The 14,847-nt window shown below is 38.6% G+C and carries 10 protein-coding genes; 6 read left to right on the plus strand and 4 right to left on the minus strand.

Features of this window, described 5'->3' with window-relative positions:
• Nucleotides 1-16 precede the first annotated feature (16 nt).
• The 4 genes from bglX to DSM02_RS11810 all read left to right on the plus strand — a co-directional run bounded on the left by bglX (nucleotide 17) and on the right by DSM02_RS11810 (nucleotide 5,786).
• The gene (gene bglX, locus DSM02_RS11795; RefSeq protein ID WP_128765828.1) at nucleotides 17-2,293 is read left to right on the plus strand and encodes a beta-glucosidase BglX; all 2,277 of its coding nucleotides are present in this window, start codon (nucleotides 17-19) and stop codon (nucleotides 2,291-2,293) included.
• A 13-nt stretch (nucleotides 2,294-2,306) separates the two neighbouring features.
• Nucleotides 2,307-3,212, plus strand: coding sequence for an alpha/beta hydrolase (locus DSM02_RS11800; protein WP_128765829.1), 906 nt, complete (start codon nucleotides 2,307-2,309; stop codon nucleotides 3,210-3,212).
• Nucleotides 3,213-3,216: 4 nt separating this feature from the next.
• Nucleotides 3,217-4,863, plus strand: a complete 1,647-nt coding sequence (locus tag DSM02_RS11805; RefSeq protein WP_128765830.1) for a sulfatase family protein — start codon at nucleotides 3,217-3,219, stop codon at nucleotides 4,861-4,863.
• 83 nt (nucleotides 4,864-4,946) lie between these two features.
• Nucleotides 4,947-5,786, plus strand: coding sequence for an endonuclease/exonuclease/phosphatase family protein (locus DSM02_RS11810; protein ID WP_128765831.1), 840 nt, complete (start codon nucleotides 4,947-4,949; stop codon nucleotides 5,784-5,786).
• 208 nt (nucleotides 5,787-5,994) lie between these two features.
• Here the strand turns inward: DSM02_RS11810 and DSM02_RS11815 are convergent, their stop codons facing one another.
• On the minus strand, nucleotides 5,995-6,606 hold the full coding sequence (locus DSM02_RS11815; protein ID WP_128765832.1) for a DEAD/DEAH box helicase: 612 nt from the start codon (nucleotides 6,604-6,606) through the stop codon (nucleotides 5,995-5,997).
• A gap of 164 nt (nucleotides 6,607-6,770) precedes the next feature.
• On the opposite strand from DSM02_RS11815, the gene DSM02_RS11820 reads away from it, so the two are divergent.
• Nucleotides 6,771-9,143, plus strand: a complete 2,373-nt coding sequence (locus DSM02_RS11820; RefSeq protein ID WP_128765833.1) for a S9 family peptidase — start codon at nucleotides 6,771-6,773, stop codon at nucleotides 9,141-9,143.
• Nucleotides 9,144-9,182: 39 nt separating this feature from the next.
• Here DSM02_RS11820 and DSM02_RS11825 read toward each other — a convergent pair whose 3' ends face one another.
• The 3 genes from DSM02_RS11825 to mgrA form a co-directional block, all read right to left on the minus strand.
• On the minus strand, nucleotides 9,183-9,980 hold the full coding sequence (locus DSM02_RS11825) for a DUF1206 domain-containing protein (RefSeq protein ID WP_128765834.1): 798 nt from the start codon (nucleotides 9,978-9,980) through the stop codon (nucleotides 9,183-9,185).
• Nucleotides 9,981-10,167: 187 nt separating this feature from the next.
• Nucleotides 10,168-11,043: a phosphatase PAP2 family protein gene (locus DSM02_RS11830; RefSeq protein ID WP_240674045.1), complete on the minus strand. Its 876-nt coding sequence runs from the start codon at nucleotides 11,041-11,043 to the stop codon at nucleotides 10,168-10,170.
• A gap of 112 nt (nucleotides 11,044-11,155) precedes the next feature.
• Nucleotides 11,156-12,157, minus strand: a complete 1,002-nt coding sequence (gene mgrA / locus DSM02_RS11835) for an L-glyceraldehyde 3-phosphate reductase (RefSeq protein ID WP_128765835.1) — start codon at nucleotides 12,155-12,157, stop codon at nucleotides 11,156-11,158.
• A 263-nt stretch (nucleotides 12,158-12,420) separates the two neighbouring features.
• Here mgrA and DSM02_RS11840 point away from each other — a divergent pair, with 263 nt between their 5' ends.
• A complete protein-coding gene (locus tag DSM02_RS11840) occupies nucleotides 12,421-14,847 on the plus strand; it encodes a TonB-dependent receptor (protein WP_128765903.1) in 2,427 nt (808 codons plus the stop codon).

Genomic DNA, 14,847 nt, shown 5'->3' on the forward strand with positions numbered 1-14,847 from the left:
AAAGCAACCTTATACTATGAAAAATATACTCAACAGACTCGTTCTACTTGCAACTATACTATGCATCAGCAGTACGTTTGCTCAAAATAGAGCGCCTATTCCTGAAGTAGAAACCCTACTCAAAAAAATGACCCTTGAAGAAAAAATAGGTCAGCTTAATTTATTGACTCCGGGTGGTGGTGTTGCTACCGGTTCTGTGGTGAGTAAAAATGTAGAAGAAAAAATTAAAGCCGGGAATGTTGGTGGTTTATTCGGTGTTACGGGCCCTGATAAAATCAGACAGGCGCAAGAGATCGCGGTTAAAAAAACCCGCTTGGGAATTCCGCTTTTAATAGGATCTGATATCATTCACGGGTACAAAACTACTTTCCCGATTCCGTTAGGATTATCGAGCAGTTGGGATATGGAATTGATTGAGAAAACCGCGCAGATTGCAGCTAAAGAAGCTACTGCAGACGGTATAAACTGGAACTTTTCTCCAATGGTAGATATCGCCCGTGATCCACGCTGGGGACGTATTTCTGAAGGAGCCGGTGAAGACCCGTATTTAGGATCTGCAATCGCAAAAGCGATGGTAACCGGTTATCAGCAAAACGATCTTACCGAAGAAAACACCATGATTGCTACCGTAAAACATTTTGCACTATATGGTGCTGCGGAAGGCGGCCGCGATTACAACACGACCGATATGAGCCGTACTAAAATGTTCAACGAATATTTACCGCCGTACAAAGCAGCAATTGATGCCGGTGCCGAGAGTGTGATGAGTTCGTTTAATGACGTAGATGGTGTTCCTGCGAGTGGTAATAAATGGTTATTGACTAGTCTATTGCGTGACCGTTGGGGATTTGATGGCTTTGTCGTTTCAGATTATACTTCTGTTAATGAGATGATCGCGCACGGAATGGGTGATTTACAAGCCGTTTCTGCACTTGCTATCAATGCCGGTTTGGATATGGATATGGTGGGTGAAGGCTTTTTAACCACGTTAAACAAATCGGTTGATGAAGGCAAAGTAACCGAAGAAACCATTACAAACGCTTGCCGCCGTATTTTGGAGGCTAAATACAAACTGGGGTTATTTGAAAATCCTTACAAATATTCAGATAGCAAAAGACCAAAACGCGATATTCTAACCGTTGCAAATAAAGAAGTTGCTCGTGAAGCAGCTCGTAAATCATTTGTGTTGCTGAAGAATGAAAAAAACATCCTTCCGTTAGCAAAAAATGCAAAGATCGCTTTGGTGGGTCCTTTGGCGAATAATAAAAATAATATGTTAGGAACCTGGGCTCCTACCGGAGATCCTCAGCTTTCAATTCCTATTTTAGAAGGATTGAAAAACGTTGCGCCAGATGCACAAATCACATACGCAAAAGGGGCCAATATTTCTAACGATACCGCATACGCGAAAAAAATAAACGTTTTTGGACCGCGTATTGAAATCTCTGAAGAAACTCCGGATGCTTTATTAGAAAATGCTTTAAACACTACAAAAAATGCAGATGTTATAGTTGCTGTAGTTGGTGAAGCTACAGAGATGAGTGGAGAATCTTCAAGCCGCACTAATATTTCTATTCCAGATAGCCAGAAATTAATGATAAAAAAGTTGGTTGAAACCGGTAAGCCGGTCGTTCTTGTTTTAATGAGCGGTCGGCCACTGGTGATTACAGATGAGCTTCAGCTTCCTATAAGTATTTTACAAGTTTGGCATCCGGGTATTGAAGCCGGTAACGCCGTTGCAGATGTTCTTTTTGGCGATTACAATCCATCAGGGAAATTAACCGCCAGCTGGCCACAGAACGTTGGGCAAATTCCGGTTTACCACAGTATGAAAACAACTGGTCGCCCGGCTCCTTCCACAGCATTTCAAAAATTTAAATCACAATATTTAGATGCGCCTAATGCGCCTGCTTTAGCATTTGGATACGGCCTGAGCTACACCACTTTTGAATATAAAAACTTAAAATTGAATGCTACTCAAATCGAGCAAGGCGATGACCTTACCGCAACTGTAGAGGTCACCAATACCGGAGATTATGATGGTGAAGAAGTGGTGCAATTATACCTACACGATGTAGTACGCAGTCTTGCACCTCCTATGCGCACCCTTAAAGGTTTTCATAAAGTATTTATAAAGAAAGGAGAGACTAAAACAGTTACCCTAACTTTAAAAGCCGACGATTTAAAATTCTATAACGCATCGCTTGATTTCATAGCAGAGCCGGGAGAATTTGAAGTTTTCGTAGGTGGAAACAGCAATGCTTCCTTAAAAGAAACTTTTGTATTAAACTAAACTATTAGCCGGGATGAAACGCCAGATCAGTATTCTTTTTTTATTTGTATTTATTAGCCTTTCGACACAGGCACAAGAAAAATACGTAGGACAAATCTATGCCGATCTGGTTAAATCTACACATACGTATACAGATACACTCAAACTTGATTTTTACACGGCAAAAGAGAATAAAACAGATGAGACCAGACCGCTAGTAATTCTCGTTCATGGTGGTGGTTTTAGTGGCGGAAAACGCGACAACCCTATGGAAGTTCAATTTGCTCAGGCAATGGCTACAAAAGGTTATGCCGTGGTGTCTATGAGTTACAAGCTTACGCGTAAAGGCAAGCCAACCGGTTTTGGTTGTGCATGCCCTGCTTCAGAAAAGATAGATACGTTTAAACAAACAACAGCAGATATTCTTAACGCAATAGCTTATTTGAAGTCTAATCCTGAGTTCAATTTTGATACTGAAAAAATTATTCTTGCAGGTAGTAGTGCTGGTGCAGAAGGTATTTTAAATACCGCTTATATGACCCATCATCCAGATTTTAAAAATCTAGGAGAATATCCTAAAATTGCGGCTGTAGTTTCACTAGCCGGTGCAGTTGTAGACGCGCGCTACATTACAAAAGACAATGCAGTACCCGGGTTTTTCATTCACGGTGATGCAGATAACTTAGTGCCTTATGGTAGCCAGCCACATCATTTTTGTGCTTTTAACACCCCAGGATTTCTTCCGCTTGACGGCGATGCATTTATCGCTGCAAAGCTTAAAAATCTCAATGCTTCTTATACCCTATTAACAGCACCTCAAGGCAATCACGATTGGGCAAATCTTGGGTATGCCTATGTTCATGAAATTGCTTCTTTCTTAAACGCGGTAATCAATCAAAATGAATTGATTCAGCGTGAAGAGCAGGTTGAAAAAAAATGATATTATGAAAAAGCTTCTTTTGGTATTTTTTACTGTTTCAGTATTAATAGCTTGTAAAACCGAAACCAAAGAAGAAGAATCTACTTCTGAAACTGAACAGCAACGTCCCAATATTGTATTTATCATGTCTGATGATCACGCATTTCAGGCCATCAGTGCATATGGGCATCCGATAAGCCAGTTGGCGCCTACTCCCCACATCGACCGCATTGCCAGCAACGGGATACGAATGGACCGGGCTTATGTAACCAACTCCATTTGCGGACCGAGCCGAGCGGTAATTCTTACTGGTAAACACAGTCATATTAATGGGTTTCGTCAAAACGGCGATCGTTTTAATGGCGATCAACCTACGCTTCCTAAAAAATTAAAAAAACTTGGATATACAACGGCTATTTTAGGGAAATGGCACTTACATGGATATCCACAAGGTTTTGATTACTGGAATATTATAAAAGATCAGGGAAATTACTACAATCCAGACTTCATTAAAGCCGGTGACACTTCTAGAATAGAAGGTTATGCCACAGATATTATCACCAAAGACGCAATAAACTGGCTAGAAAAACAGCGAGACACGACCAAGCCTTTTTTCATGATGGTGCATCACAAAGCTCCACACCGCAACTGGATGCCGGCATTGCGGCACACAAACAAGTACGACTCTATTAATTTTTCGTTACCGGAAAGCTATTTTACAGATCACGATGGTTCGAAAGCTTCAAAAGAGCAATTACAGACTATTTATAAAGATATGTATGAAGGTCATGATTTAAAAATGACTAAAGGTTTAGGTAGCCCGGAACTGGCTCACAATCCATGGACTACAGATTTTGAACGTATGACTCCTGAGCAACGTACGGCGTGGGATAAAGCCTATCAACCTAAAAATGATGCTTTTCATAAGGCCAATCTACACGGCAGAGCCCTTGATGAATGGAAAGGCCAGCGCTACCTGCGCGATTATATGGCAACCATTGCAGCAGTTGATGAAGGCGTAGGAAATATTCTAGATTATCTCGAAGCTCACAATCTGAATGAAAATACGATTGTGGTTTACACTTCAGATCAGGGATTTTATCTGGGCGAAAAAGGATTTTTTGATAAGCGTTTTATGTATGAAGAATCTTATCGCACACCGCTTCTGATTCAATATCCCAAAGCCATAAAAGCCGGAAGCCACAGCGATGCTTTGGTTCAAAATCTTGATTTTGCACAAACCTTTTTAGATTATGCACAAGGTGATTCTTTAGCTACCGATATGCAGGGACAAAGCCTGCGACCGGTATTTGAGCAACAAATTTCTGATGACAATTTCAGAGAGGTATTATACTATCACTATTATGATTTTCCTGCATTTCATATGGTAAAAAAACACTATGGAATCAGTACCAAAAGGTATAAGCTGATGCATTTTTATGACGATATTGACGAGTGGGAGTTTTACGATTTGGAGAGCGACCCTAAGGAATTGGCAAATAAAATTGATGATCCTGCCTATAAAGATATTATTGAAAGTTTACATAAAAAACTAGATTCTGTACAGGAAGCTTATGGCGTTAATGCCAAAGAATTTGAACAAGCATCCCCTGAGCGTGTTGCTCGTGAATATAAGAATTTTGAACGTTTGCGTGGCACGCCTATACAGTAGTATTTAATATTCTCATAACTTGTACTTCTTCTCTGTTTAATGAGGACATTTGTTTTAATTTCGCTATAAATTCAATTTAAAATATGAAATCATTTTTCTCTTTATTAAGTCTGTTTTTTTGCCTGAATTTACTCAACGCACAAGAAGTGGGTTTAATGACCTACAACATCAGAATGGCTACCGAATCTGACGGTGCTGACGCGTGGAGTAAGCGCAAAGAATTTTTAGCCGATCAGGTTTTATTTTATGCTCCAGATGTAATGGGAGTACAAGAGGCTTTACCTGAACAAATGGATTATTTAACTAATAATCTTACCGGTTATAAACACGTGGGTGTGGGTAGAGAAGGAAAAAACAAAGGGGAATTCTCTGCGATTTTTTACAATGCTTCAACAGTAAAAGAATTAGATCAAGATACATTCTGGTTATCTGAAACACCAGAAAAAATATCAACCGGATGGGATGCTGCATTACCGCGTATTTGCACTTATGCTCTTTTTAAGGATAAAAAATCTGGTGAAAAGTTTTATGTTTTCAACACGCATTTTGACCACGTAGGTATTGAAGCGCGTAAAAATGCAGCTGCGCTTATTCTTAAAAAAATAAACGAACTCAACACTAAAAACTATCCGGCATTTGTAATGGGAGACTTAAATCTAGAACCAGACAGTACTCCTATCGCTGTTTTAAAAACCGAATTAGATGATACTTTTGAACTTGCCCCTAACGGATCTTTTGGTCCAACGGGTACTTTTAATGGCTTCAAATTCAATGAACCGGTTACCAAAAGAATAGATTATATTTTTCAGAAAAAAACAAATTCTTCTAAAGTCCTTAAGCACGCAACGCTGAGCGATTCTAAAGATTTACATTACGCTTCAGACCATTTACCGGTTTACGCTTTGATAGACTTGAAGCCTTAAATTTTTGAATTATATAATCAAAATCAAAAAACTAATGCTATTTTTGTCTAATCATTAAGAAATAACCGCAGCCTTCAGCTGTATCTTTATAAAGAAGTTGTGTTGTTTCCGAAGTGATTCGGAAACTGGTTTTGTAGTGAAACCTTTGAGAAGCTTTACCTTTACTGGTGAGGCTTTTTTGTTTTTAGAGGATATTAAAAAATAACTTTTATGATTTAATGATCTCTGCATTAAACATAAAACTATCTAACCACCGCTCAAAACGCGTATCAAATTTTTCTGCAAAAATGAGATACTGGCATTTACCTATACTTTCTGGAGTGCGGGTAACTTCGGCTAGATTACTGTCTCTAAAAATGAATCCTGCATCTTCTATAATACACATTTGCAGTTTATTCAGGTTGATTCCGTTTAAGTAAAAAATTTTATTCAGTCGTTTTGGAGTCGCAATAACGATATCTGTACCGTTATAAATCTCATCCCGCTGATCGTCTATATTCTTTTCATCATAAGCACAATAAACACGCAGATCAGTCCCTTGTGTATACCCGTGAAATTCAGATTCAAGATCTAAAGCTGCTTGCTTGTCTTTTACAAAAATAAGTACGCGCGGCGCATCTTCAAAAGCCTTCCCTTTTAATTTCTGAATCGTGCTGATAACAATTGTAGTGGTCTTACCAAAACCTTCTGGAGCGATTGCAAACATGCTTATGCCCCCTTTTATTTTTGATAAGATCTTTTTCTGAAAAGGTAGTGGAGCTGTAAAACCTTTGCGCTGTACAGCATCTTTTAAAGGCTCTATTAATTTTTTAAACGACATAGCTTGTAATTCCTGAATGAGTGCAAATATAGTCGAAATAAAAAGGGTGCTTACCCATTAGCAAGTTTATAAATTATATGCCTCATTTTTAAATTATCGTGATCAATAGATTCTGTAACAATTCTGTAACTTACCGATGATTTTTAAATTTCAATGACACCTTTATGAACAGATCTTTACACCTAATGCTCATCGCTTTTTTTGTACTGAGTAACTGTGCCCTCTTTGCCCAGACCAGCTCATTATCTGTAGAAAAAATAATGCAAGACCCCAAGTGGATGGGAACTTTTCCGGAGCGCATTAACTGGGGCTCACAGAGTAAAACTATTTATTTTGATTATAATCCTGACAAAAATCCTTCAGACAGTTTGTATAAACTAAGTGTAAACAATCTGGAAAACATTGAAAAGGTAAGTCTTGCTGAACGCAAAAACATGACCAGCCCTTATGGCACCTGGAATGCAGATCACACTAAAAAATTATATACTGAAGACGGAGCGCTTTATGTGTACGATCTAAAAAAAGATCGGTCACAACAACTCATTGATCTAGGGGGACCTTTAGGGAATCCTACCTTTTTAGCTAATGAAAATCAAATCGCTTTTGAATTTGAAAACAACGCTTATGTCTTTGATACTGAAGACGGAAATATTGAAAAACTAACCCAAATCAAAGAAGAAAAAGCACCGGAGGAACGCGAGAAAAAAAGCTCTGAAAAAGACAAATGGTTGCAAGATGAAAACCTTAGTCTTTTACAAATAGTACGCGAGCGTGAAAAACAAGATTCTCTTTCTAAAGCATATCGGGAGATGACTGCAGATCCTGAACCCTATACGTTTTATGCAGGAGATTGGTCTGTAAGTGGTTTACAAGTTGCTCCAAAAGCAGATTTTGTAACGCTGATGCTGATGAAACGTGATCGCGGTGAAAGCACCAATGTACCTAACTATGTTGACGCCAGTGGATATACGGAAGATCTGCGGGCGCGTAGTAAAGTAGGTGATGACAAAACCGAAGTGACTCTCGCGGTTTACAACATCAAAAAAGACACGGCATATTATATAGATACCTCAAAGCTACCGGGGATTAAAGATTTACCCGATTATACAAAAGATTACCCGGATAAAGAATGGAAAGAAAAAGAGCGTGAGGTTATTGTTTCTCAGGCCACCTTCTCAGATGATGGCAGTAAAGCCTTTGTAAACATCAGATCTAAAGACAACAAGGATCGCTGGATTGCCCTATTAAATCTGGAAGACGGAAGTCTTAAAACCTTAGACCGTCAACGGGACGAGGCCTGGATTGCCGGCCCGGGAATTGGTTGGTCTTTTGGTGGGGGAACACTTGGCTGGTTACCCGATAATAAGCATATTTACTTTCAGTCTGAGGCAAGTGGTTACTCCCATTTATATGTTTTAGATGTAAACAACGGAACAAAAAAAGCTTTAACTGAAGGTGAGTATGAAGTCTTTAATCCGTTTTTGTCTAAGGATAAAAAATCCTGGTTTTTAACGACCTCAGAAGTTGATCACGGCGAACGTCATTTTTACAAAATGCCGCTTATGGGGGGCAAAATGCAAAAACTTACCAACCTACCCGGAAACAACGAAGTAAGTCTTTCACCTGACGAGAAATATATGGCGATTCGTAATTCTTTCAGCAATGAGCCCTGGGAATTGTATTTTAAGAAAACTGGTTCAAAAAGTGACGCGCAGCAACTTACTTCAGGGCAATCTGAAGCTTTTAAAGCCTATGACTGGCGTGTGCCACAAAACATAACTTTTAAAGCAGATGATGGGGCTATGGTTCCGGCGCGATTGTATGTACCAGAAGCTTCGGTAAAAAATAATGCCGCTGTGGTTTTTGTTCACGGTGCCGGTTATTTGCAAAATGCGCATAAGTGGTGGTCAACCTATTTTAGAGAATATATGTTCAACAACATGTTGACTGATCTGGGTTACACAGTAATTGATATTGATTACCGGGCAAGCTCAGGTTATGGTAGAGATTGGAGAACCGGTATTTACCGCCATATGGGCGGAAAAGATCTTTCTGATCAGGTTGACGGAGTAGAATATTTAATCGAAAACTATGATATTGATCCGGAAAAAATAGGCATTTATGGAGGAAGCTATGGCGGTTTTATCACACTCATGGCATTATTTAATGAACCGGAAACTTTTAAGGCAGGAGCTGCTTTACGCTCGGTGACAGACTGGGCACATTACAACCACGGATATACAGCTAACATTCTTAACGAACCGTCTCAGGATCCTATCGCTTACAAACGCTCTTCGCCTATTTATTTCGCCGAAGGTTTAAAAGGAGATTTATTAATTGAGCACGGTATGGTAGACACCAATGTACATTTTCAAGATGTAGTGCGGCTTACACAACGCTTAATTGAGCTGGGTAAAGACAATTGGGAACTTGCAGTCTATCCGGTAGAAAGCCACGGCTTTGTAGAGCCGAGCAGCTGGACTGATGAATACAAACGTATTCTAAAATTGTTTAATGAAAGTCTGCTGAATAAGTAATTCAGCTTTTAATAAGATAATCAAAACCCGATGGTAAAGCTATCGGGTTTTATTTTGTGCCATATCTATGCGCCGATAGCGCACTTCGATAAAAACATAAAAGGAATAGATAATAAAACCTATGGCAATCATTCCTAAAATAAAACTACCAAATGCATATTGCATAAAAGAGAATGCAGCTTCTTTATTAGCGCTGGAAATATCCTGATTGGTATACGCTGTATCCATAAGCAATAATGCTGCAATTCCAACTGTAACCCCTCTTACAGCATACCCAATTCTACCACAAGCTACGACCCATTTTTGATATGCAACCGGAATTTTATCGTATTCTATCGTCTTTTTAAATATTCCGGAAATTGATATGTAAAATTCATTTAGTGTAGCTCCAAGCATTCCTAATCCCACACCTACTACAGCAATCTGAGCAAGTCTCGTATGCAATAAATCTTGGAATTTAGAATTGGTTATCCAGTCTATTCCATCAGAAAAAAACGCAACTTGTATAGCTTTGAAAGCTAAAAAGCCATAAACGAGACCGCCAAAACAAAAACCAATGCGCTGCCCAATACCGATTATACTTGTGCCATAACCTTCATTATCTTCAAAAGTCTCATAAACCCTCCAATATAAATACCCTAAAAGACCAGTTGCCCAAAGAATAAGAATCGCTTTACCGTACTCTTGCTTCGCCAGAACATTCATCAACGTAAAACTTCCGGCTTTAAAGCCACCCAGACCAAAGGCTTCCATAGCTGTCACAATGCCAATTGCCAGAAAAAGTATGGCCTTAGCAAACAGTCCCGAACGGGCGTATATATTTCGTTTTGAGCTCAAGTTGGTGAGGAAGATTAAAACTGATTGGGTTTAAAAGTACTAAAGACTAACTGAGCTTAGTGCTAAAAAGCTGTTATTTAATTAGGTGAAATACCTCGCGGCAAGCCCACAATGCATTCGTTAAAAACAAATTTTCTATTTCTAAGCTAGCTTCAGGGTATTAAACCCTTTGGTCTAGCCAATAAATTTAGAATTGAAAAACTACACCTAGCTGGTTTCCGCCAAAAGTAAGATTCCATTCAAAATCTGATCTTGCAGCAGCCATACCTGTATCTTCATTGTACTTCTTATCGTATTTTTTATCCAGATATCTATCAATAGCTTCAACGATAAAAGCACTCATTGCCCAACTTAAAGCAACATCACTAGCCCAGTGTGCTTCTTCGTAAATTCTACTAAGGCCGGGGATCAATCCAACAGCGATGATACCACCTTTCACCCATTTGTTATCAAATTGTTTAGAAATGGTATATGCGGTTGTAAACGTCAAAACCGCGTGCCCCGAAGGAAATGAGCGATAGGCTGCAGAGCCTCCGTTTGGCTTAAAATGATGATTGCCAAAACCTGCTCCGGGACGCGCACGACCTACTAGTGTTTTACTCACTTGTTGTATAAAACCTGCAGCTGTAGCGGCAGAGATCATCAAAACTCCGGTGCGACGTAATTTTTCATTTTTAGTGATTAGACCGGTAAGATAAATCGCCCCTGTAATTCCATAATTATTTTGAGGAGCGCCCGCATAACGCCCATAATCCAGTAAAATATCTGGTACATCATCTTTATGACTCAAAAAGTTATGACGTATTTCATCATCTAATAAAAAGAGTCCGGTGGTTCCCGCAGCAACACCTCCCAATCTTAAAAAATCGTTGCCTTGCCAGTGCAGAGGTCTGGAGTATGCATACCCCACACCTCCAAAAACATTCCCCATGTCATAGGTAAAATAGTTCCAGATATTTTTCTCCGAAGGGGCTTCTGGTTTCTCAAACAAGTCATCTTGCGCGTTTGCAGTAAAGACACTTAAAATGCTTATAAAGCAAATTGAAAAGATAATTCTAAGCATAGGAATGCATTGATGTATTAAAATAAACTGAACTTTTATCAAAAAATAGTTAAGCTTAAAGTCGGTAGAAATAAGATAGTATTACAAAAGTGCATTACACAAAATATAAAAATCAACTTTGTAGGATTTCTTCAATAGCAACTCGTTCTTCCTCAGAAAATTCAAGATTATTTAATGCATCAATATTATCTTGTAATTGAGATACCCGGCTTACTCCAACAAGCACAGAGGTCACCCTTTTATCTTTAAGAAGCCAGGCGATTGCCATTTGAGCCAAACTTTGCTCACGCTCTTCAGCCAAAGCATTAAGCTTCTCAACTTTATTTAAAATTTCAGGTGTAATTCGATCTTCAGACAAATAAATAGAATTCGCAGCACGAGAATTTTCAGGAATCCCTTTAAGATATTTATTAGTCAGTAAACCTTGCTGTAAAGGTGAAAAAACCACACTACCCATACCGTTATCTTCCAGTGCATTAAGCAAACCACCTTCTACCCAACGATCAAACATATTATAACGAGGCTGATGTACAAGAAATGGAGTTCCCAAATCTTTTAAAATCGCAGCAGATTCACGAGTACGTTGCGCATCATAATTAGAAATACCCACGTATAAAGCTTTACCTGAACGCACCAAATGATCTAATGCTCCCATAGTTTCTTCAAGAGGAGTTTCGGGGTCTGGACGGTGATGATAAAAAACATCTACATAATCCAATCCCATGCGTTTAAGTGACTGATCACAGCTTGCAATTAGATATTTTCTAGAGCCAAAATTGCCATAAGGCCCCGGCCACATATCATAACCTGCTTTTGAAGAAATAAAAAGTTCATCTCGGTACGGCTTAAAATCCTCTTTAAAAATTCGTCCAAAGTTAGTTTCTGCTGAACCATAAGGAGGCCCATAATTATTAGCAAGGTCATAATGGGTTATACCGCTGTCGAAGGCTGTTCTTAATATAGATCTTCCGTTAGTTAAATCTGCTGCATCCCCAAAGTTGTGCCATAAACCCAAAGCAATCATGGGTAGTTTTACACCACTATTTCCACAACGCCGATATTGCATCCTATCATAGCGATTAGGATCAGCTACATATTTTTCTTGAATATTCATAACCTATAATTAGTAATCTCTAAATATACTATTAATGTAGTGGTTCTTAATTCTTCACTTAGAAATTATGAAACTAAAACATTATTCAATTAGCTCAGCTCAATGCCAATTCCTTATTAAAAATTGTTAAAATATATGTCTAAAGCATTATGATTCAACATATTTAAATCTATTATCCAAATTAAGTCTAAATAATCTTTGTGAATTTAAAGCTCGCATGTACATTTGCAAAAAATATCTATTTTAATTTAATCTAAATAATGATGCGTACCCTAGTTAGCGTGTTAGTTGTACTTAGCTTTTCATTAAGCCTATCAGCTCAAAATATAAAAGTGACCGGTTCTGTAACAGACGTTTATAACCAACCATTATCTGGAGCCACTATAGAACTTTCTCAGACCACTTTAGGAACTACTACAGATAACTCTGGTAATTTCACATTGAGTAATATCCCTGCCGGAAGCCATAAACTAATTATTTCTTACGTTGGTTTTATAAACAAAACTGTTGATATAACAGCATCAAAAAACACAACTCAAAACCTTGGCAATTTCAAACTTCAGCAAAATCAGGAGCAATTAGAAATTGTAAGTATAAATGGTAAAAGACACAATAAGTTTACCAGAGAAAAAAGCATAAGTGTTTCTAAAATGCCACTTGCTGACATAGAAAATCCACAGGTTTACAATACAATTACTTCTAGTTTACTTGAAGAACAAATTGTCACGAATTTTGACGATGCTCTAAAAAATGCTCCGGGAATTGATAAGCTTTGGGAATCTACCGGTAGAGGAAGCGACGGAGCCGGCTATTTTGCTTTACGCGGTTTTGCTGTACAGCCTACTCTGGTTAACGGACTCCCAGCGCTTACTAACGGCAGTCCTGACCCGGCAAACATGGAAAGTATTGAAGTCATTAAAGGCCCTTCTGGAACGCTGTATGGAAGCAGTTTGGTTTCTTACGGAGGTTTAATTAATATCACTACAAAAAAACCGTATTATGGTTTTGGCGGCTCTGTATCTTACACTTCAGGAAGCTACGGTTTAAATCGTGTTACTGCAGATGTAAATACCATGCTAAGTTCTGAAAAGAATATTGCATTGCGTGTAAACACTGCATATCACACGCAAAATAGCTACCAGGACGCAGGTTTTAGAAAATCTTTTTTCTTTGCCCCTTCTCTAGCCTATGAAGTAAATGACCGTCTTTCATTTAATATAAACACCGAGTTCTATACTGGGAAAAGCACTAACCAAATGATGCTGTTTCTAGATCGTGGTGCGCAACTACGCGTTAATAATATTGATGAACTGGGTTATGACATCAACCGTTCCTATACAAGTAATGATCTTTATATAGAAACCCCTACTTATAGTTTTCAAGGGCAAATGAATTATAAGCTAAGTGACCACTGGACTTCACAAACTGCATACTCTCGCTCTAATTCAAAATCTGATGGGTATTACTCGTATTTATATGAAGGGACACAATTTACTACACTAGATGAAGGTATTCTTTTAGCGCGCTACATCAGCAAACAAAACTCTGAAACTATTGCAACAGACATACAACAGAATTTTATAGGTGATTTTAGAATAGGTTCGCTTAGAAACCGAATGGTTGTAGGTCTTGATTATTTACGCACAAATGTGATTAACAACAGCTCGCCTTATATCACAAATGGAAATATCTATATTGGTAATAACCTGCAAGAGTTTAATGAGGAGGTTTTAGGAGTCACAGATCCTGCTAACTATACTGACGATTCAGGAGTTTTAACTCAGGCTGGCACAGATGCATTACTCGCAAACAGCACCATCAATCCATCAAAAACCGAACAGGAAATATTTAGCGCTTACGCTTCAGATGTAATCAATGTGTTGCCAGAACTTTCTGCAATGGCAAGCTTACGTATAGACCACTTTAGTAACGAAGACCATACACAGACTGCACTTTCGCCTAAATTCGGTTTGGTGTATCAGCCTATATTGAATAAGGTTTCGGTATTTGCCAATTATATGAATGGCTTTAGCAATGTTGCGCCAGTTGATGAATTAACTGATGGGGTAATTAGCAACAGAGCTCTTGATCCTGAGCATGCCGATCAATTTGAAGCAGGTACAAAATTCAATCTTCTAAAAGGTAGACTTAGCGCGACCTTGAGTTATTATGACATTAAGGTTAAAGACCGTGCTTTACGTATAGATGTAGATGCTAACAATTATTTCTACACACAAGACGGGACTCAGGAGAGCAAAGGTTTTGAAGCGAGTTTTGTAGCCAACCCTGTAGATGGTTTTAACATTGTTGCCGGTTATAGCTATAATGATAGTGAGCTTACAGAAGGTGATGCAGACTTTGTAGGCTTACGCCCAGAAAGCGCAGGACCTCAAAACTTAGCTAACTTATGGGCAAGCTATCAATTAACTTCAGGAAAATTTGAAGGCTTTGGTGTTGGTTTTGGAGGTAATTATGCCAGTGAGAATAAAATTTTTAACCGTAATCTGGGCGGAGCATTTACCCTTCCGGAATACACTATTGTTAACGCTTCTGTTTTTTATGGCACGCCAAATTTCCGCATCAGCTTAAAGCTTGACAACATCTCAAACAAAGAGTATTTTAAAGGCTGGTCAACCATCAGCCCACAAAATAAACGCTCTTTATTAGCCAACTTCACCTATAACTTCTAA

This window comes from Leeuwenhoekiella polynyae, from assembly GCF_004104075.1.
GTDB classification, from domain to species: domain Bacteria; phylum Bacteroidota; class Bacteroidia; order Flavobacteriales; family Flavobacteriaceae; genus Leeuwenhoekiella; species Leeuwenhoekiella polynyae.